Genomic DNA, 19698 nt, shown 5'->3' with positions numbered 1-19698 from the left:
TTCACTCGCTTTGCTGCGCTGCGAACAAGACAGACTGTAGCCCATGGTGGGCCCCCAGGTCGAACTGGCTCCTGAGGGCCCCTCCCAGCTCAGAGCGTGGCCCTGGCCGCCTCCATCGCCTTGGAGATCCGCTTCTCCGAGACCGGGGTCGGCGTACCCAGTGACTGGGCGAAGAAGCTGACCCGCAGCTCCTCGATCATCCAGCGGATCGCCAGCACCGCCGGGGACGGCTGCTGCCCGGCCGGCACGGCCGCCAGCAGCTCCCCGTACTCCTGCTGCACCTGCTGCACCTTCAGCAGCTGCTGGGCGTCCCGCTGGGGGTGGTTGGGCAGCGCCTCCAGCCGGCGGTCCACCGCCAGCAGGTAGCGCTTGAGGTCCGGCAGCCGCTGCCAGCCGGCCTCGGTGACGAACCCGGGGTGCACCAGCGAGGCCAGGTGCAGCCGGATGTCGTTGACCGCCGTCAGCAGCACCGGGCTGCTCACCGCCTTCAGCCGGGTCGAGGCCCGGTGGAAGGCGATCAGCGCGGTGGCGGTCTTCAGCGTGGTGTCCGCCGACAGTTCGTAGAGGTCGGTGCGGACCTTCTCGTGCAGCTTGCCGAAGGCGGCCTCGTCCCAGGCCGGTCCGCCGGCCGAGGTCATCAGCCGGTCGGTGGCGCAGGCCACCACGTCCTCGAACAGGGCCGGGATCGACCCGTGCGGGTTGTACGACAGGGCGAGCTTCGCCTGGTTGCCCAGCCGGCCCTGGATCGACCTGGCGGGCGAGTTGGTGGTCAGCATCAGCAGCCGCCGGGTGCCCTCCCACATCGCCTGGGCCTGCGCCTGCGGGGTGTCGAAGAGCTTGATCCCGACCGTGTCCCGCTCGTCCACCAGGGCCGGGTAGGCGCGCAGCGAATGGCCGCGCGAGCGCTGCTCGAAGGTGCGCTGGAGCACCGGCAGCGACGCCGGCCAGGCGGTCAGCCCGGACTGCTCGATGCCCTGGCCCGAGGCGGCCGAGGAGAGGGTCTCCTTGAGCTTGGGCTTCAGCTGCAGCCGGAGGTCCTCCAGGTCCTTGGACTCGGCGAGCTTCTTGCGGCCGTCGACCACCCGGAAGGTGACCTTGAGGTGGTCCGGCACCCGCTCGTCGTCCCAGGCCTCCGGCGGGACGGTGATCGCCGTCATCCGCTTCAGGACGTGCTCCAGGGTGGGCAGCAGGGGCTCCTGGCGGTCCTTCACCTGGCGCAGGGCCGCCTTGGCGTAGTCCGGGGCCGGGACGAAGTTGCGGCGGATCGCCTTCGGCAGCGCCCGGATGTAGGCGGTGACCAGCTCCTCGCGCAGGCCGGGGATCTGCCAGTCGAAGCCCTCGGCGGTGACCTGGTTGAGCACCGGGAGCGGGATGTGGACGGTCACGCCGTCCGCGTCGCTGCCCGGCTCGAACTGGTAGGTCAGCTTGAAGCGGAGCTTGCCCTGCTGCCAGTAGTCCGGGTAGTCCGCCTCGGTGACGCCGTCCGCCGAGTCGTTGATCAGCATCGACTTCTCGAAGCTGAGCAGGTCCGGCTGGTCGTGCCGGGTCTTCTTCCACCAGGAGTCGAAGTGCCGGGTGGAGACGATGTCCTCGGGCAGCCGGCTGTCGTAGAAGTCGAACAGGGTCTGGTCGTCGACCATGATGTCCCGGCGGCGGGCCCGGTTCTCCAGCTCCTCGACCTCGCTGAGCAGCTTGCGGTTCTCGGCGAAGAAGCGGTGGTGGGTCTCCCAGTCGCCCTCGACCAGCGCGTTGCGGATGAACAGCTCGCGGCAGAGCTCCGCGTCGATCCGGCCGTAGTTGACCTTGCGCTGGGCGACGATCGGCATCCCGTAGAGGGTCACCTTCTCGTAGGCCAGCACCGCGCCGGCCTTCTTCTCCCAGTGCGGCTCGCTGTAGCTGCGCTTGATCAGGTGGCCGGCCAGCGGCTCCACCCACTCGGGCTCGATCTTCGCGTTGATCCGCGCCCAGAGCCGGGACGTCTCGACCAGCTCGGCGGACATCACCCAGCGCGGCGGCTTCTTGAACAGGCCGGAGCCGGGGAAGACCGCGAACCGGGCGCCGCGGGCGCCGCCGTACTCGCGCTTCTCGACGTCGTAGAGGCCGAGGTGCGAGAGCAGGCCGGCCAGCAGCGACTGGTGGATCCGGTCGGCGTCCGGTTCGGCGTCGGGATGGGGCTCCTCGATGGTGACGCCGAGCTGTTTGGCGACCGTGCGGAGCTGCGAGTAGATGTCCTGCCACTCCCGTATCCGCAGGTAGTTGAGGAACTCGGCCTTGCACATCCGGCGGAAGGCCGAGGAGGAGAGCTCCTTCTGCTGCTCCCGCACGTAGCGCCACATGGCGAGGTAGGAGAGGAAGTCGGAGGTCTCGGACTGGAAGCGGCGGTGCCGGTCGTCGGCGGCCTGGCGCTTCTCGGTGGGGCGTTCGCGCGGGTCCTGGATGGAGAGCGCGGCGGCGATCACCATGACGTCGCGGACACAGCCGTTCTTGTCGGCCTCCAGGACCATCCGGGCCATCCGCGGGTCCACCGGGAGCTGGGCCAGCTGGCGGCCGAGCGGGGTGAGGCGCTTGCGGACGTCCTTCTCGTCGGGGTCCAGGGCGCCGAGTTCGTGGAGGAGGTTGACGCCGTCCTTGATGTTGCGGGAGTCCGGCGGGTCCAGGAACGGGAAGGCGGCGATGTCGCCGAGGCCGGCGGCGGTCATCTGGAGGATGACCGAGGCCAGGTTGGTGCGCAGGATCTCGGCGTCGGTGAACTCGGGGCGGGAGAGGAAGTCCTCCTCCGAGTACAGCCGGATGCAGATGCCGTCCGAGGTACGGCCGCAGCGGCCCTTGCGCTGGTTGGCGCTGGCCTGGCTGATCGCCTCGATCGGGAGCCGCTGCACCTTGGTGCGGTGGCTGTAGCGGGAGATGCGCGCGGTGCCCGGGTCGATCACGTACTTGATGCCCGGGACGGTGAGGCTGGTCTCGGCGACGTTGGTCGCCAGGACGATCCGGCGGGAGCTGGAGCGCTGGAAGACCTTGTGCTGCTCCGCCGAACTCAGCCGGGCGTAGAGCGGGAGGACCTCGGTGAACTTCAGCTTCAGCTTGTTGAGGGCGTCGGCGGTGTCGCGGATCTCGCGCTCGCCGGAGAGGAAGACCAGGATGTCGCCGGGGCCCTCGGCCTGGAGCTCCTCGGCGGCCTCGCAGATCGCCTGGATCTGGTCGCGGTCCCGGTCGGCGTCGCTGGGGCCGTGGTCGCCGTCCGCGTCGTCGGCGTCCTCGACGATCGGCCGGTAGCGGACCTCGACCGGGTAGGTGCGGCCGGAGACCTCGACGATCGGGGCGTCGCCGAAGTGGTGGGCGAAGCGCTCGGGGTCGATGGTCGCCGAGGTGATGACGACCTTGAGGTCGGGCCGGCGGGGCAGCAGCTGCTTGATGTAGCCGAGGATGAAGTCGATGTTGAGGCTGCGCTCGTGCGCCTCGTCGATGATCAGGGTGTCGTACTGGCGCAGCTCACGGTCGGTCTGGATCTCGGCGAGCAGGATGCCGTCGGTCATCAGCTTGACCAGGGTGTCCGGGCCGACCTGGTCGGTGAACCGGACCTTCCAGCCGACCGCCTCGCCGAGCGGCGTGCGCATCTCCTCCGCGACGCGCTCGGCCACCGTCCGGGCGGCGATCCGGCGGGGCTGGGTGTGCCCGACCAGGCCGCGGACCCCGCGGCCCAGCTCCAGACAGATCTTCGGGATCTGGGTGGTCTTGCCGGAGCCGGTCTCACCCGCCACGATCACCACCTGGTGGTCGCGGATGGCGGCGAGGATCTCGTCCTTCTTCTGGCTGACCGGCAGCTCGGCGGGATAGGTGATCTCGGGGACGGCGGCCCGGCGCTGCGCGACCAGCAGCTCGGCGCGCTCGACGTCGCGGGCGATCTCGGCGGCGACCTTCTGCCGGGCCTCGGGCTTGCGGACCCGCCGGGCGCCCTCCAGCCGCCGCCCGATCCGCACCTGGTCGCGCAGGGTCAGTTCGGGCAGACGGGCGGCCAGCTCGCCGATACCGGGGCCGCCGCCCTCCGTGGACGCGTCGGCGGACTGGACTGCGGGAGAACTCACTGCGGGCATCCCTCTAGGTTCGCAAGGAGATGCGGCGGCGCGCACCTCGGTTTTCGAGCCCCTCCAGTGTCACAGCCGCCACGGCCTCCGGGCGAACCCCGCCCGGGGCGGCGCCCGGGGAACCGCGGCGGACCGGGGCGACGGTCGGCGCTCCGGGCGCCGGGGGCGCCGAGGACGGGCCGCCCGGAGGCCGTCAGCCGTCCAGGGCCGCCTCGTCCGGGCCGGGCAGCCAGTCACGGGCCGGGTCGTACTCCAGCCAGCGGCTGCGCCGGGCCGCCTCGGTGAACGCCCCGAGCAGCGGATCCAGCCGGGCCGCCGGCTCGTCGCCGTCGCGCCAGAGCAGCGACCAGGCGTAGAGCGGGGTGGGGTCGACCAGCGGGACGGTCCGGATGCCGGGGCGGCCGGGGCCGCCCGCGGGGCCGGGCAGCGGGCAGTCGGCGGGGAGCAGCGAGAAGCAGGACGGGTCGGTGCGGATCCGGTCGGCGAAGCTCTCCAGGCCCAGATTGGTCGAGCCGGCCCGCTCCGCGATGCCGAAGCGGTCCGCGAACCGGGTCAGGAAGTCCAGCCGGTCCACCGCCGCCGGGTAGCGCAGCACGTCGGAGCGCAGGTCCTCCGGGCGCAGCACGTCGCGGTCGGCCAGCGGGTGGTCGGTGCTCAGCAGCGCGTCCACCGGCTCCAGCCGGACCAGCCGGTGCGCCAGCCCCCCGTCCCGGCCGTCGGGCAGCGGGTGCACCCGGCCGAAGCCCGCGTCCGACTCGCCGCGCAGCAGGGCCGCCGCCACCGAGGGGAGGTCCCGCCCCGGAACGGGCTCCACCTCCAGCCCGGGCACCCCGTCGACGGCCCGGGCGACCGTCCGCATCGGCGCGTACAGGTGCCCCCAGACGTCGACGCGCAGCGGGCGCCGGGTACGGGCCACCGCCGCCACGGCGCGGTCGCCCTGGGCGAGCAGCCGCCGGGCGGGCTCCAGGAACCGGTGCCCGGCCCCGGTGAGCCCGACGCCGCGCGGGTCGCGGTCGAGCAGCCGGGCGCCGAGCGCCGCCTCCAGCCGGGCGATCCGCTTGGACAGGGCCTGCTGGCTGATCGCCAGCCGGGCGGCGGCGCGGCCGAAGTGCAGTTCCTCGGCCGCCGTGGTGAAGGCGCGGACCTGGGAGAGATCGAGATCCATGGCCGCCCACCCTAGGGCCTCCCGGCCCGCCCACGGCCTGCCGCCGCCCGGAGGGCCCCGACAACGGTCGGTTGTCGGGACCGCCGAGCGGTTGTTGGACCGGCTCCGGGCGGTCGCGGTCTGCTGGGACCACGAGCTCGGCCGGACCGGCCGGCGAGGGGGAGACGGAGGGCCGAGGGCCATGAGGGCGCTGACACCGACCGGACGGGCGGACGCGACGGTGGCGTTCGCGGAGGTGACGCAGCCGCGACCGGGACCGGGCGAGGCCCTGGTGAAGGTCGAGGCGTTCGCGGTGAACCGCGGCGAGACGTTCCAGCTGGAGGCGCCCCGGCCGGGCTGGCGCCCCGGCAAGGACATCGCGGGCCTGGTCGTGCAGGCCGCCGCCGACGGCTCCGGGCCGGCCGTCTGCCGCCGCGTCGTCGGCCACCCGCCGGCCGGCGGCTGGGCCGAGTACGTGTGCGTGCCGGTCGGCTCGCTCGCCGAGATCCCGGACGGGCTGGACGCCGTCCGCGCCGCCGCCCTGCCGCTGGCCGGTCTCACCGCGCTGCGGCTGCTGCGCACCGCTGGTGCGCTGGCCGGCCGCCGGGTGCTGCTCACCGGCGCCTCCGGGGGCGTCGGCCACTACGTCACCGAGCTGGCCTCGGCGGCGGGCGCGGAGCTGACCGCGGTCACCGCCTCGGCGGAGCGCGGGCGGCGGCTGGTCGAGCTGGGCGCGGCGGAGGTGGTCCACTCGGTGGGCGCGGCCCGCGGCCCGTACGACCTGGTGCTGGAGTCGACGGGCGGCGCCGACCTGCCGCTCGCGCTCGCCCGGCTGGCCCGCCGGGGCACGCTGATCTGGTTCGGCCAGGCCTCCCGGACCCCGGTGACGCTCGACTTCTTCGACTTCTTCGCCGGGCCGGAGTCCGCCACGCTCCGGCACTTCCACTACGCGGACTCCGACGTGCCCGACGGCGAGGACCTCGCCACCCTGGTCCGCCTGGTGGGGGAGGGGCGGCTGACCCCGGAGGTCGGCCGGGTCGCGCCCTGGGCGCGGACCGCCGCCGTGCTGACCGATCTGCGGGAGCGGCGGATCCGGGGCAAGGCCGTCCTCACGCTGCCCTGAGCGCCCTGAGCGCCCTGAGAGCCCCGAGAGCCCTGACCGCCGGTCCTGACTTCGCCCGACCGTGCACCACCGACCATGAGATGAGCGTGCTCCCCGATGACCGGCTCCCCCGACCTGTCCTTCCTCGACCACCCCGACCTGCCGGCCGCCCTCGTCGAGGAGAACCGCCCGCGGGCCACCGGCGCCGGCCTGGACCCGCACGAGTACACCCGGGTCACCTCGGCGCTGCGCTCCGCACAGGAGTGGCCCGAGGCGTTCCGGGCGGCCGGCCGGCGGCACCGCGCCGCCGCCGACCGCGCCGCCGCCGAGGGCCGGTCGGTGTCGGCCGGCGAGGCCTACCGGAGGGCCGCCCGCTGGTTCCACTTCGCCGGCCTGCTCCCGCACCCAGACCGCGCGGCGGCCGGCGCGACCGCCACCGAGGCGGACGAGGCGATGCGGGCCGCGCTGGCCCACCTCGAACCGACGGCCGAGCGGATCGAGGGCGAGTCCTTCGTGGGCTGGCTCCGCCGCCCGGCCGGGCCCGGCCCCGCACCGCTGGTGATCGTCGTCCCGGGGATGGACTCCGGCAAGGAGGAGTTCCACGCCGTCGCCGAGGCGCTGCTGGCGCGCGGTACGGCCGTCCTCGCCCTGGACGGCCCGGGGCAGGGCGTGCTGGCCGGGGCCGCCGCGCCGGAGCCGGACTACCACCGGGTGGTCGGCCGGGCGATCGACGCGGTCACCGGGCGGGAGGGCGTGGACACCGGGCGGATCGGCGTGACCGGGCTCAGCCTGGGCGGCTACTACGCGGCGGTGACGGCCGCCCGCGAACCGCGGATCCGGGCGGCCGCCGTGGTCAGCGGCCCCTACCGGCTGGACTGGGACGCCCTGGTCCCGTTCGTCACCGCGACCCTGACCCAGCGCTGCGGGAGCGCGGACGCCGCCCGCGCCTTCGCCCGCCGGGTCGACCTGACCGCCCTGGCCCCGGAGATCACCGTCCCGCTGCTGGTCGTCGAGGGCGGCGAGGACCGGATCCCCGGTGTCACCAACGCCGGGGCACTGGCCCACCGGGCACCCCGGGGCGAACTCCTGCACGTCCCGCACGGCAACCACCTGCTCGGCAACGCCCTCGCCGACTGGCTCCCCGCCACCGCGGACTGGCTCACCACGGAGCTGACCCGTCCGACGGAGACCCGAACAGCCTGACGGGCGGCGCGGGCCCCGGCGCCGGGGCCCGCTCAGTACGGCAGCAGGTCACCCGTGACCAGGTCGAAGCCGAACGGCTCGGGGATGTACAGCGCCTCGCCGCAGTCGACGTCCTCGCGGCGGTGGTACTTCGTGCCGTCGGGCCGGCTGAACAGGGTGACGGTCCGTTGCCCGGCGTCGATCAGCAGATAGAGCGGGATGCCCATCTGGGGGTAGTCGCGGACCTTGCCGACCCAGTCGTTCTCGGGGTTCGGCGGGTGTCGGGTGGGCAGTGGTCCGGTGGGGTGGGGCCGGGCGCTCGGTGCGTCGCGTGGTCCGGACGCCGATCGGCCGGGACCGTCGAAGGGCCGTTGACCTGCGGTGGAGCCGGTGGAGCGAGATCGCCCGAAGATTCTTCGAATCCACCTGCAACCCGGGCGGGGGTCACACGTCTAGTTCAGTGAGAGGCACGGAAGGTGGGCCACCTTCCGAAGGCGGGGGGATCCCTCGCCCGTGACCCGGTGGTTCACCGGCCCCGTCCCGGCCACTCACTCACACATCCAGTCTTCGCCGGCGTCGCCGGGCCTGTCCTCGGCATGCCCGCAACCGGCACGTTCCAGGGGGAACCATGTCCAGCACCGCCCGCGTCAGCCGTTCGCGCCGCACCGCCGCCGTCGCCGCCACGCTCGGAGTCGTCGCACTCGGCGGCTCGCTGGCCCTGCCGACGCAGGCGTTCGCCGACGAGGTGAAGGGCGCGAAGCTGTCGGTCCAGGCCCCGGCGTCGGTCGGCTTCGCCGGGCAGCCGGTCGCGTTCACCGAGACCATCACCAACACCGGCGAGAAGACCACCGACTTCCTGCTCGAACTGGGCACCACCAGCGACCTCGGCACCCCGTCGGACGCCATCACCATCGACTACCGGAACCCCACGACCGGCAGCTGGGAGTCCGTCCCGCTGTCGTTCCAGTCCGGCCCCGGGTCGGCCAGCTACGAGGGCAGCGTGCCGGGCATCACCGTCGCGGCCGGCCGGACGGTCACCGTGGACCTGCGCATCGGCGCGCCCATGGGTCTGCCGCACGACGGGGCGACCAACGGCGGCTTCGACTCCATCGGCCTGCGCTCCGTCGTGACCGCGCCCGGCGGCTGGGTCAAGCTCGCCGAGCAGACCAGGACCATCGGGGTCGACTCCATCCGCACCTCCCTCGCCTCCGTCCCCGACACCGCGGTCGCCGGCGGTGCGCCGATCGAGTTCGACGCCGTCCTCACCAATGCCACCGCGTCCGGCTACGTCAACCTCGGCAACGTGCTCTTCAGCGACCCCCACGCCACCGTTCAGATCCGCAAGGCCGACGGCACCTGGGACACCCTCGCCAAGGTCACCGGTGACGAACTGTCCGGCGTCTACCTCCAGGGCCGCAACTCCGGCATCGCCGCCGGCCGGACCGAGACCACCCGGGTCCGGGTCGCCTACGACGTGAACACCCCGCTCGGGGCCACCCGGCTCAGTCCCTGCCTCTTCGTCAACGAGGGGGACACCCCGTTCAAGGGCACCACCATGTGCGAGACGGACAGCACCGTCACCGTCCTCGCACCGGCCCCGACGCCGACCGCGACGCCCACCGCGACGCCCACCGCAGCGCCCACTACGGCGAAGCCCGCCGCAGCGAAGCCGGCCACGAGGAAGCCCACCGCCCCGGCCGCGGTCAAGCCCGCCGCCGAGGTCAAGCCGGCCGCCGCCCCGGCCGCTGCCGCCGCGGTCGCCGCCCCGGCCCCGCAGGCCCCCGCCCCCGCCGCGGCCGCCCCGGCCGCCCAGACCACCGGTGAACTCGCCGCCACCGGCTCCGGGTCCGGCACCGCCCCCGCGATCGCCGCCGCCGTCCTCGCCACCCTCGGCGCCGGCGCCGTCCTCCTCGGCCGCCGCCTGCGCCGCCGCTCCTGAGGCGTCGACGCACCGGTGCCTCCCCGACCCACGGCCGGGGAGGCACCCGCGCGTGCTACCCGGGCTGGTCCCCGGCCGTCGCCCGCGCGGTGACCAGTCCGGACTCGTAGGCCGCGATGACCGCCTGGGCGCGGTCCCGGACGGCGAGCTTGTCGAAGATGCTGGTGATGTAGTTCTTGACCGTGGAGACGCTGATGTCCAGCGCGCGGGAGATCCCGCCGTTGTCGAGGCCGGTGGCCATCAGGCGCCACACCTCGACCTCGCGCGGGGTCAGGTCGCCCAGACCGGTGGGTGCCGGCCGCGGACCGCCGGGGGCCCGGACGTAGGTGGAGATCAGCCGGGTGAGCAGGCGCGGCGCGACGGCGGCCTCGCCCGCGTGGACGGTGTGGATCGCCGCGGCGAGGTCCTCCGGCGAGCTGTCCTTGGGCAGGAACCCGTAGGCGCCGGCGCGCAGGGCGCCCACCACGTACTCGTCGAGGTCGAAGGTGCTGAGGGCCAGGACGCGGCAGCCGGGCACGGTGGCGGCGAGTTCGCCGGTCGCGCCGACCCCGTCGAGGACGGGCATCCGGATGTCCATCACCACCACGTCCGGGCGCAGCCGTTGGGCGAGGGTGACGGCCTCGGCGCCGTTCTCGGCCTCCCCGACCACCTCGAAGGACGGGTCGGGGGAGAGGATCAGTGACAGGCCGCGCCGGACCAGCGGCTGGTCGTCCACGATCAGCACCCTGATCCTCGGCGGTGTCGTCGGCCCCGTCGGCGCCGTCCCGGTCATCGGTACGCCCCTTCCTGTCGGACGGCCGCTCCGGCCGTCCGGTCCGTGTCAGCCGTGTCACCCGCGTCGGCCGCTTCAGCCGCGTCGGCCGTGTCGTTGCCGGTCAGCGGCAGGTCGGCCAGCACCGCGAAGCCGCCGCCGGCCTGCGGACCGACGCTGAGGGTGCCGCCGTGCAGGGCGACCCGCTCGCGCATGCCGATCAGGCCGTAACCGCCCGGACCCGTCGCCGGCGTCCGCTCCGCCGGTGCAGCGCCCCCGCCGTCGTCCCGCACCTCGACGGTGACCCCGTCCCGGCGGTACGTCAGGTGCACGGAGGCACGGGCCGGCCCGGCGTACTTGCGGGTGTTGGTGAGGGCCTCCTGGACGATCCGGAACACGGTGAGGCCGACGGTCGGCGGCAGCGGACGCTGTGGCCCGCGGACGACGAACTCGGTCGGCAGCCCGCCGAGCCGGGCCTCGCCCACCAGGCGGTCGAGGTCGTCGGCGCCGGGCTGGGGCGGCGACGGCGCGGCCTCCGGTTCGTCGCCGGCCCGCAGCACGTCGAGCAGCTGGCGCATCTCGCGCAGCGCGAGCCGCCCGGAGGACTCCAGGGTGACCAGGGCCTCCCGAACCACCTCCGGACGGCCGAGGTTGGCCCGGGCGCCCCCGGCCATCAGCTGCATGGTGGTGATGTGGTGGGCCACGATGTCGTGCAGCTCCCGGGCGATGCGCCGCCGTTCGTCCGCCACCGCGCGGTCGGCGAGGAGCTGCCGGTTGGCCGCCACCTGCCGCTGCCACTGGTTCACCGCCAGCGCGGTGCCGACCACGATCAGGGTGGAGAGGACCGCGCTGACGGTGGCCTCCCAGGTCGGCGTCCGGCCGTGGCTCTGGCTCAGCAGCGTCAGCGTCACCGTCGCGACGGCCGCGACCGCCGTCACCCGGCCGGTGCAGGCCCGGGCCGCCGAGAACAGGGCGACCACCAGCACGGACCCGAAGTGGACGGGCAGTGAGGCCGTCAGGGAGGAGGCCGCGTCGAGCACCAGGACGGCGGACAGCACCGCCCCCGGGTGGCTGCGCCGGGCGAGCAGCGGCAGTGCCGCCAGCGCGACGAGGAGGAACCCGAGCACGCTCACGGCGTGCCGGCCGTCGGGGTAGGCGAAGAACACGTAGCTGAGCAGGTTCATCGCGCAGGCCCCGCCGGTCACCAGCGCGTCGTTGCGGGTCCACGGCGGCTCGAAGCCGTCGGCGTCCAGCGGCTCCCGGGCATCGCCGGGCCCGCTCCGTCGGTTCCTGGGCATCTGGGTACTCCCCCTGCGTCCGGCCTCCTGTCCCCCCGACAGCCTCGCACAGCCGCCGCCGTGCGCGGACCCGCCCGACGGCCGGGGACGGGGCCCTGACCAGGACCAGGGTCCTGGGTGCGGGCCCGGGCGGGAGCGCGGGCCCCGGTGCGGATCATCCGCCGCCACGACGCCCGGAGGGCCTGCGCGGTGATGGTCTTGAGACCGGTCGGGGAGTCCGTCCCCGGCAGGCATCCGCACTCAAGTCCGTCCGTCGGAGGACATCGTGATCCGCGCCCTGACCGGGTACTCCACCAGACATCCCTGGAAGGTCGTCGCCCTCTGGGGCGTGCTGGCCGTCGTCCTGACCGCGCTGGCCCCGATGCTGATGTCCCGCGTCACGCAGAGCCAGACCGCCGACTTCCTGCCCCGCAGCTACGACTCGGCCGCCGCGATGCGGATCGCCGAGGAGCAGTTCGGGCTGAACCCCGACGCCACCGTCGTGACGGTGCTGGTCGCCCGGTCCGACGGCAAGGCCCTCAGCGCGGCGGACCAGACGCGGGTCGAGGCCGAGGCGGAGAAGCTGGGCAAGCGCCGGGTCGCCATGCCCAGGGCGGACGACGAGCCGACGTTCCTGCTCCCCGACCGTTCCCAGACGCCCCGGATCGCCCCGGCGATGGTGGCGCCCGACCGGAGCTTCGAGCTGCTCTCGGTCGAGCTGGTCGGGAACGCCGCCGACCAGGGCGTCCAGGGCGTCTACCGGGCCTTCCGGGACGGCACCCGGACGCAGTTCGCCGAGGCGGGGATGCGCACCGGCTTCACCGGCGGCCTCGCCGACGCCGTCGACTCCGCCGACTCCCACAAGACCGCGTCCACGGTCGGGGGCGCCGTGGTGATGGGGCTCATCGTCCTGCTCAACGTGCTGGTGTTCCGCAGCGCGCTGGCCGCGGTGCTGCCGCTGCTCGCGGTCGCCCTGATCGGCGGCGTGGCGGGCGGGGCCGTCGCGGGGGCCGCCCTGCTCACCGGGCTCAAGCTGGACGCGGGCACCCCGGGGCTGATCAGCGTCGTCCTGCTGGGCATCGGCATCGACTACATGCTGTTCCTGCTGTTCCGCTTCCGCGAGCACCTGCGCGCCCGGCCCGAGCAGCCGGCCCGGGAGGCCGCCGCGCAGGTCTCCGCACGGGTGGGTACCGCGATCACCTCGGCGGCGCTGACCATCGTGGCCGCGTTCGCCACGCTGGGCCTGGCCACCTTCGGGCAGTTCCGCTCGATGGGCCCCGCGATAGCCGTCGCGGTCCTGGTGATGCTGCTGGGCAGCCTCACCCTGCTGCCGGCGCTGCTCGCCGTCGCCGGGCGCAAGATGTTCTGGCCCTCCAAGGCGCTGCTCCGCGAGCCGCGCGACCGCCGCGCCGCCCGCTTCGGCGAACTGGTCGCCCGGCGGCCGCTGCTGATGCTGGCCGCCTCCGTCACGCTGCTCGCCGCACTGGCGGCCGGGACGATCGGCCTGCGGATGGACTACGGCCGGGGCGACTCCGGCCCGCAGACCCCGGCGGCGGCCACCGCGGTCGAGATCTCCCACGCGTTGCCGGCCGGCGTGTCGGACCCGACGAGCGTCTACGTCACCGTCACGGACGGGGGCACCCTCAGCACGGACCGGCTGACCGGCCTCTCCGGGGCCCTCGCCCGGGTCGACGGCGTGGGCCAGGTCGCGGCCACCGTGCTGAACCAGGACCACCGCGCCGCCCGGATCGACCTCTACCCGACCGTCGACCCGCAGAGCCCGGAGGCCCGTGACCTGGCCTCCGGCCCGATCCGGGCCGCGGTCGCCCAGCACACGCCCGCCGGGACGACGGCCCACGTCGGCGGCACACCGGCGATCTTCGCCGACGTCTCGGCCGCCGTCGACCACGACCTCAGGATCGTCTTCCCGGTCGCGGCCGCGCTGATCGCGCTGATCCTGCTGCTGCTCCTGCGCAGCCTGCTCGCCCCGGTGGTCCTGATGCTCTCGGTCGGCCTCGGTTTCGTCGCCACCCTCGGCGCGGCGACGCTGCTCTTCCAGCACGCCCTCGGCGAGCCGGGCATCAGCTTCACCCTCCCCCTGGTGCTGTTCCTGTTCGTGGTGGCACTGGGCACCGACTACAACATCCTGATCACCGACCGGATCCGCGAGGAGATGCAGCGCCCGGGCCCGGCCCGGGGCGCCGTGGCCCGAGCGGTCCGGCACACCACACCCGCCATCGCGATGGCCGGGCTGGTGCTCGCCGGCTCCTTCGCCACCCTCGCCACCACCCCGGGCAGCGAACAGGTCGCCTTCGCGATGGCGCTCGGCATCATGCTCTCGGCGCTCGTGCTGTCCCTGGTCCTGGTCCCCGCCCTGGCCGCCCTCCTGGGCCGCTCCCTCTGGTGGCCGGTCCGGCCCCGCCCCGCGGCGGTCGCCCACCCCCGGCACGCGGCGGCCGGCGCCGCGCGGGAACCCGAGCGGATCTCGGCCTACTGAGGCCCCTCCCGGCCGGGAGCCGGAGGGCCGGCGCGCACACCGCACAGCACACCGCCGACGGGGCGGGTACTCGGATCGAGTACCCGCCCCGTCGGCGTGCCCCGGCGCCGCCGGGCAGGGCCGCGGCAGGCACGCAAAAGGCCCCGGAGAGTGAACTCTCCGGGGCCTTCCTGCTGTTCGCAGCTGTGGCCAGGGCCGGGGTCGAACCGGCGACCTTCCGCTTTTCAGGCGGACGCTCGTACCAACTGAGCTACCTGGCCGTACTGCACCGTCTCTTGCGAGACGAGCGATCCCGACGGGACTTGAACCCGCGACCTCCACCTTGACAGGGTGGCGAGCTAACCAACTGCTCCACGGGACCTGGTGTGGATTGCTCCACATAGGTCTTGCGCACTGCACTTTACTACGGTACTGCTGTGCCCCCAACGGGATTCGAACCCGTGCTACCGCCTTGAAAGGGCGGCGTCCTGGGCCACTAGACGATGAGGGCTTGCGGCCTGTCCGGCTGTTTCCAGCGTTCGGGGACGTCGAGAAGCATATGGGATGTCGGGCGGATCGCCAAAACGACTTCGGCCCGGCCGGGTGGCGGGCCCGGCGGGCCGGTCAGGACCAGCCGAGCTCGTCGAGCTCGTGGTCGTCGAAGCCGAAGTGGTGGGCGACCTCGTGGATGACCGTGGTGCGGACCTCCTCGACCGCCTGCTCGTGGGTCTCGCAGTGCCGCAGGGTCGGGCCCCGGTAGATGATGATCCGGTCGGGGAGCACGCCGGCGTACCACTCGCCGCGCTCGGTGAGCGGGGTGCCCTCGTAGAGGCCGAGGAGCTCCGGGTCGGCGGGGTCGGGCTCCTCCTCGACGAACACCGCGACGTTGTCCATCATGGCCGCGAGTTTCGGGGGGATCCGGTCGAGGGCGTCGCTGACGAGCGTCTCGAAGTCTTCCCGGGTCATCTCCACCGGATCATTGTCGGGTCTGCGGTGACGGTGTGCCAGGCGGTGGAGGCCGGTGTTTCATGGGCCCATGACGACATCGGAGGGCGGGCCGGGCGCGGCGGCCGACGCGGTGCCCCCGCGCCGGGAGCCGGTGCTGCGCGGGCAGGGGCCCGCGGTGGCGGCGGTCGCGCTGGGCGGCGCGATCGGGGCGTCGGCGCGGTACGGGGCCGGCCTGCTCTGGCCGACCGGGCCGGCCGGCTTCCCGTGGACCACGCTGGTCGTGAACGGGACCGGCTGTGCGGTGATCGGGGTCTTCCTGGTGGTGGTCACCGAGGGGCGGCCCGCGCACCCGTTGCTGCGGCCGTTCTTCGGCACGGGGGTGCTGGGCGGGTTCACCACCTTCTCCACGTACGCGCTGGACATCCGGCAGCTGCTGGCGCACGGGCGGCCCGGGGCCGGGGCGGCCTACCTGGGGCTGACGCTGCTGGTGGCGCTGGCCGCGGTCGGGGTGGCGGCGGGGATGACGCGCCGTCTGCTCCCGGGCGGGGTCCGGAGGCCGGGGTGAGGCGGCCGGCGGGGTCGGCCGGGGCGCCCGCCGTTCAGGCGGCGGAGGGGGCGGGGCGGTGAACTGGTTGCTGGTGGTGGCCGGGGCGGTGGTCGGCGCGCCGCTGCGGTACCTGACCGACCGGGCGGTGCGGGCCCGGCACGACTCGGCGTTCCCGTGGGGCACCTTCACCGTGAACGTGGCCGGCTGTCTGGTGCTCGGGCTGGTGACCGGGGCGGTGGCGGCCGGCGCGGCCTCCTCGCACGTCCAACTCCTGCTCGGGACGGGGTTCTGCGGGGCGCTGACGACCTACTCGACCTTCTCCTGGGAGACCCTGCGGCTGGCCGAGGGCGGGGCCGGGCGGTACGCGCTGGCCAACGTGGCGGGCAGCGTGGCGGCGGGGCTCGCCGCGGTGTACGCGGGGGCGGAGGCGGCCTCGGCGCTCTGGGGCTGAGCGGGCCGGGCGGGGCCGGGCGGGTCCGGGTGGGTTCGGGCGGGTCCGGCACGGTCGTCGGGGATTCCGTCGACGCTCGTACCGGTGTTCGGCGTCGTGGCGAGCGCCGGGCGAGCGTCTTGGCGAGCGCCGGGGTGAGCGCCGGGGTTCGCGCCGGTCGTGTTGCGCCGGGTGGATGGCGCCGGGCGCTTCCTGTCGGGCGGCCCGTGTCCCGGTGCCCGGGGCGCGCGTTGGGCACCGAAAGTGCCGCGCGCGACGGCGGCGGCCCGGGCCCGGGTGGGGCAGTGGAAGAGGGAGCTCGGTGGCGGCGATGCGTTCGGTGCGCGAGGTGGGTGCTCAGGAGGAACGTTCTGCCGGTCGGGCGCCGGTGGTCCGTCCGGCGGTCGACCGGCCGGTCGTGGTGCGGGCCGTGGTGGTCCGGCAGGCGCCGGAGCGCAAGCCCAGGGCGGTGGCGGTGCGCGACGGCGTGGTGCGCGCGGCGGCGGTGCTGGCGGTGGCCGGACTGGGCCTGACCGGGTGCATGTCGGTCGGACCGGGCGCGGACGAGAAGCACGGCACCGTCCCGGTCGGGCAGGCCGGGACGGTGGGCAAGCCGGCGGGCGGCGCGTCGGCCACGCCGGCCGGCGTCCGCCAGGGTGGCGCGTCCGGGCGGCCGGAGCGTTCCGGGAGCGCGCAGCCCGGGAGCACGCCGGGAGCGGGCCAGACCGCGGCGGCGGGCGGGGCGTCCTCGGGCGCGAACGGTGCGGCCGCCGGTGCGGAGGAGGCCCCGGGAGCCGTCCCCGGGCAGGACGCGCCGGGCGCGAACGGTGATGCCGGGGGCGTGAACGCCAGTAGCGCACCCCAACCGGGTACCGGTACCTCGGTCGGCGGGGCGGCGGCCGGTACGGGTGGCACAGGCGGTGCGGGGGCGGCCGGAGGCACCGGCAGCGGCGGTTCCACCGGCGGCACCGGGGACGGACGCTCCGGCGGCGGCGCCGCGACCCCGCCGGCGGCGACCCCGACCGTCCGGCCGTCGGCCTCCCCCGATCCGAGCCCGGTCACCCCCGCCCCGCCCGCCACGCCGACGCCCGAGCCCACGCCCGGCAACTCCGGATCTTCGGCCCCGAGCGCCGCTTCGGGCGGCCACTAGCGCGCTGGCCAGTGCATTTGCCTTTGATCCCGAGGTTCCCCTATGGTGGTAGATCGTTCGTTTGATTCATTTGACTGGCGCCCTAATTCCCATCTGGCGCCCTTGGCGCGTACCGGCGATCCGTGGCTGACCGCATAGAGGCGGTTGTGAAACAGAACCCGGACTTTGGCGCGTGCCACTTCCGGAAGGTTTTGCATGTCTCTCGTTGACGACGCCCGCTTCGCCATGCCCGCGAGCGAGTCCGCCGCCGATGTCACCCTCGTCGATGCCCCCGAGGTCGAGCTGATCGACGCCGACCAGGACCTCGACCCCACCGCCGACCAGGACGCCGCCGACGAGGCCGCGGCCGAGGAGAGCGCCGAGGCCGCCGAGCCCACCATCACCTTCGGCGACCTGGGCCTGCACGACGACGTCGTGCGCGCCCTCGCCAAGCGCGGCGTCACCACCCCGTTCCCGATCCAGGCCGCGACCATCCCGGACGCGCTGGCCGGCAAGGACGTGCTGGGCCGCGGCCGTACCGGCTCCGGCAAGACCCTCAGCTTCGGCCTGCCGCTGCTGACCCGCCTCGCCGGCGGCGAGCGCACCAAGCCCAAGCACCCGCGCGGCCTGATCCTCGTCCCGACCCGCGAGCTGGCCATGCAGGTCGCCGACGCGCTGGAGCCGTTCGGCTCGGTGCTCGGCCTCAAGCTCAAGGTCGTCTGCGGCGGCACCTCGATGTCGAACCAGATCTACGCGCTGGAGCGCGGCGTCGACGTCCTCGTCGCCACCCCGGGCCGCCTGCGCGACCTGCTGAACCGCGGCAGCGCCAAGCTGGGCGAGGTCAAGACCGTCGTGCTCGACGAGGCCGACCAGATGGCCGACATGGGCTTCCTGCCCGAGGTCACCGAGATCCTCGACCAGGTGCCGGCCGGCGGCCAGCGCCTGCTGTTCTCCGCCACCCTGGAGAACGAGATCGACACCCTGGTCAAGCGCTACCTGAAGAACCCGGTCACCCACGAGGTCGACCCGTCGGCCGGCGCGGTCACCACCATGACCCACCACATCCTCGTGGTGAAGCCCAAGGACAAGGCGCCGATCACCAACGCGATCGCCGCCCGCAAGGGCCGCACGATCATCTTCGTCCGCACCCAGATGGGCGCCGACCGCGTCGCCGAGCAGCTCATCGAGGCCGGCGTGAAGGCCGACGCGCTGCACGGCGGCATGACCCAGGGCGCCCGTACCCGCGTCCTCGGCGACTTCAAGGACGGCTACGTCAACGTCGTCGTCGCGACCGACGTCGCCGCCCGCGGCATCCACGTCGACGGCATCGACCTGGTCCTGAACGTGGACCCGGCCGGTGACCACAAGGACTACCTGCACCGCTCCGGCCGCACCGCCCGCGCCGGCCGCTCCGGCGCCGTCGTCACCCTGGTGCTGCCGCACCAGCGCCGTGGCGTGTTCCGCCTGATGGAGGACGCGGGCGTCGACGCCTCGCGCCACATCCTCGACCACGCCTTCGACGCCGAGGTCGCCAAGATCACCGGCGCCCGTTCGCTGATCGAGGTCCAGGCCGAGAGCGCCGCCGGCATCGCCGGTGCCGCCGAGCGCGAGCTCGCCGACATGACCCGCCAGCTGGAGCGCGCGCAGCGCCGCGCCACCGAGCTGCGCGAGGAGGCCGACCGCCTGGCCGCCCGCGCCGCGCGCGAGCGGGCCGACCTGGGCATCGAGGACGAGGCGCCCGCCGCCGAGGCCGAGATCGTCGAGACCGCCGAGGCCGCCGAGGTTCCCGCGGAGACGGCCGCCCCGGCCGCCGCCGTGACCGAGGAGCGGGCCCCGTCCTACCGCGAGGCGCGCACCGAGCGCCCGGCGTACAACCGTGACCGTGACGACCGCGGTGGCCGTTCCTTCGGCGACCGTGACAACCGTGGCGGTGGCTTCAACCGTGACCGTGACGACCGTGGTGGCCGCTCCGGTGGCTTCAACCGTGACGACCGCGGCGGCCGCTCCTTCGGTGACCGTGACAACCGCGGCGGTGGCTCCGGTGGCTTCAACCGTGACGACCGCGGTGGCCGTTCCTTCGGCGACCGTGACAACCGTGGCGGTGGCTTCAACCGTGACCGTGACGACCGCGGCGGCCGCTCCGGTGGCTTCAACCGTGACGACCGTGGCGGCCGCTCCTTCGGTGACCGTGACAACCGCGGCGGTGGCTCCGGTGGCTTCAACCGTGACGACCGCGGTGGCCGCTCCTTCGGCGACCGTGACAACCGCGGCGGTGGCTTCAACCGTGACCGCGACGACCGCGGTGGCCGCTCCTTCGGCGACCGTCCGGCCCGCACCTTCGGTGACCGCCCGGCCTTCGGCCGTGACCGCGACGAGCGTGGCGCCGCCGGCAGCAGCAGCCGTCCGTTCTCCCGCCGTGACGACCACCGCTCCGGTGGCCGCCCGCAGGCCTCCGGCGGCTTCAACCGTGACCGCGGCGACGACCGCGGTGGCCGCTCCGGCGGCTTCAACTCCGGTGGCTTCAACCGCGACGACCGCAAGCCGCGCTGGAAGAACTGACCCCGCGTAGCGCGACCGCGCCGACGCCCGACGGGCCCGCTCCACTTCGGTGGGGCGGGCCCGTCCGCGTTCCCCCGCCCGCCGGTCGCCGCGTTGTTCTGCTGGTGAGAATAACCGGTGGCACGCGGGCGG

General features: G+C 74.4%; 14 protein-coding genes and 3 tRNA genes. 8 read left to right on the top strand and 9 right to left on the bottom strand.

Annotation, left to right across the window (positions count from 1 at the left end):
• Nucleotides 1–89: 89 nt before the first annotated feature.
• Both hrpA and ABT263_RS17050 read right to left on the bottom strand, forming a co-directional pair.
• On the bottom strand, nucleotides 90–4091 hold the full coding sequence (hrpA, locus tag ABT263_RS17055; protein WP_502885813.1) for an ATP-dependent RNA helicase HrpA: 4002 nt from the start codon (nucleotides 4089–4091) through the stop codon (nucleotides 90–92).
• Between the two features lie 184 nt (nucleotides 4092–4275).
• Complete coding sequence (locus tag ABT263_RS17050; RefSeq protein WP_352291203.1) at nucleotides 4276–5247, bottom strand: LysR family transcriptional regulator; 972 nt, start codon at nucleotides 5245–5247, stop codon at nucleotides 4276–4278.
• Nucleotides 5248–5428: 181 nt separating this feature from the next.
• Here ABT263_RS17050 and ABT263_RS17045 point away from each other — a divergent pair, with 181 nt between their 5' ends.
• A complete protein-coding gene (locus ABT263_RS17045; RefSeq protein ID WP_352291202.1) occupies nucleotides 5429–6349 on the top strand; it encodes a zinc-binding dehydrogenase in 921 nt (306 codons plus the stop codon).
• 96 nt (nucleotides 6350–6445) lie between these two features.
• The gene (locus ABT263_RS17040) at nucleotides 6446–7531 is read left to right on the top strand and encodes an alpha/beta hydrolase family protein (protein WP_352291201.1); all 1086 of its coding nucleotides are present in this window, start codon (nucleotides 6446–6448) and stop codon (nucleotides 7529–7531) included.
• A 32-nt stretch (nucleotides 7532–7563) separates the two neighbouring features.
• On the opposite strand, the gene ABT263_RS17035 is transcribed toward ABT263_RS17040, so the two are convergent.
• A complete protein-coding gene (locus tag ABT263_RS17035; RefSeq protein WP_352291229.1) occupies nucleotides 7564–7803 on the bottom strand; it encodes a Uma2 family endonuclease in 240 nt (79 codons plus the stop codon).
• 335 nt (nucleotides 7804–8138) lie between these two features.
• Here ABT263_RS17035 and ABT263_RS17030 point away from each other — a divergent pair, with 335 nt between their 5' ends.
• Nucleotides 8139–9449, top strand: coding sequence for a hypothetical protein (locus ABT263_RS17030; protein WP_352291200.1), 1311 nt, complete (start codon nucleotides 8139–8141; stop codon nucleotides 9447–9449).
• 55 nt (nucleotides 9450–9504) lie between these two features.
• Here ABT263_RS17030 and ABT263_RS17025 read toward each other — a convergent pair whose 3' ends face one another.
• Nucleotides 9505–10221 (bottom strand): response regulator, encoded by a 717-nt coding sequence (locus ABT263_RS17025; RefSeq protein ID WP_352291199.1) that lies wholly within the window; start codon nucleotides 10219–10221, stop codon nucleotides 9505–9507.
• Complete coding sequence (locus tag ABT263_RS17020; protein WP_352291198.1) at nucleotides 10218–11498, bottom strand: sensor histidine kinase; 1281 nt, start codon at nucleotides 11496–11498, stop codon at nucleotides 10218–10220. The genes ABT263_RS17025 and ABT263_RS17020 overlap by 4 nt, the downstream gene beginning before the upstream one ends.
• 265 nt (nucleotides 11499–11763) lie before the next feature.
• On the opposite strand from ABT263_RS17020, the gene ABT263_RS17015 reads away from it, so the two are divergent.
• Nucleotides 11764–13974, top strand: coding sequence for an MMPL family transporter (locus ABT263_RS17015; RefSeq protein ID WP_352291197.1), 2211 nt, complete (start codon nucleotides 11764–11766; stop codon nucleotides 13972–13974).
• A gap of 186 nt (nucleotides 13975–14160) precedes the next feature.
• On the opposite strand, the gene ABT263_RS17010 is transcribed toward ABT263_RS17015, so the two are convergent.
• The 4 genes from ABT263_RS17010 to ABT263_RS16995 all read right to left on the bottom strand — a co-directional run bounded on the left by ABT263_RS17010 (nucleotide 14161) and on the right by ABT263_RS16995 (nucleotide 14919).
• Nucleotides 14161–14234: transfer RNA gene (locus ABT263_RS17010), tRNA-Phe, on the bottom strand.
• Nucleotides 14235–14261: 27 nt separating this feature from the next.
• A tRNA-Asp gene (locus tag ABT263_RS17005) sits at nucleotides 14262–14335 on the bottom strand.
• A gap of 56 nt (nucleotides 14336–14391) precedes the next feature.
• A tRNA-Glu gene (locus ABT263_RS17000) sits at nucleotides 14392–14464 on the bottom strand.
• A gap of 113 nt (nucleotides 14465–14577) precedes the next feature.
• Nucleotides 14578–14919, bottom strand: coding sequence for a metallopeptidase family protein (locus ABT263_RS16995; protein WP_329489024.1), 342 nt, complete (start codon nucleotides 14917–14919; stop codon nucleotides 14578–14580).
• Nucleotides 14920–14989: 70 nt separating this feature from the next.
• Here ABT263_RS16995 and ABT263_RS16990 point away from each other — a divergent pair, with 70 nt between their 5' ends.
• The 4 genes from ABT263_RS16990 to ABT263_RS16975 all read left to right on the top strand — a co-directional run bounded on the left by ABT263_RS16990 (nucleotide 14990) and on the right by ABT263_RS16975 (nucleotide 19566).
• Nucleotides 14990–15466, top strand: a complete 477-nt coding sequence (locus tag ABT263_RS16990) for a fluoride efflux transporter FluC (RefSeq protein ID WP_352291196.1) — start codon at nucleotides 14990–14992, stop codon at nucleotides 15464–15466.
• A 58-nt stretch (nucleotides 15467–15524) separates the two neighbouring features.
• A complete protein-coding gene (gene crcB / locus ABT263_RS16985; protein WP_329489026.1) occupies nucleotides 15525–15899 on the top strand; it encodes a fluoride efflux transporter CrcB in 375 nt (124 codons plus the stop codon).
• A gap of 301 nt (nucleotides 15900–16200) precedes the next feature.
• The gene (locus tag ABT263_RS16980) at nucleotides 16201–17028 is read left to right on the top strand and encodes a hypothetical protein (RefSeq protein WP_352291195.1); all 828 of its coding nucleotides are present in this window, start codon (nucleotides 16201–16203) and stop codon (nucleotides 17026–17028) included.
• Between the two features lie 195 nt (nucleotides 17029–17223).
• The gene (locus tag ABT263_RS16975; protein ID WP_352291194.1) at nucleotides 17224–19566 is read left to right on the top strand and encodes a DEAD/DEAH box helicase; all 2343 of its coding nucleotides are present in this window, start codon (nucleotides 17224–17226) and stop codon (nucleotides 19564–19566) included.
• Nucleotides 19567–19698 lie beyond the last annotated feature (132 nt).

It is taken from the genome of Kitasatospora sp. NPDC001603 (assembly GCF_040298365.1).
Taxonomy (GTDB): domain Bacteria; phylum Actinomycetota; class Actinomycetes; order Streptomycetales; family Streptomycetaceae; genus Kitasatospora.
This window is presented reverse-complemented; position numbering and strand designations above follow the sequence as displayed.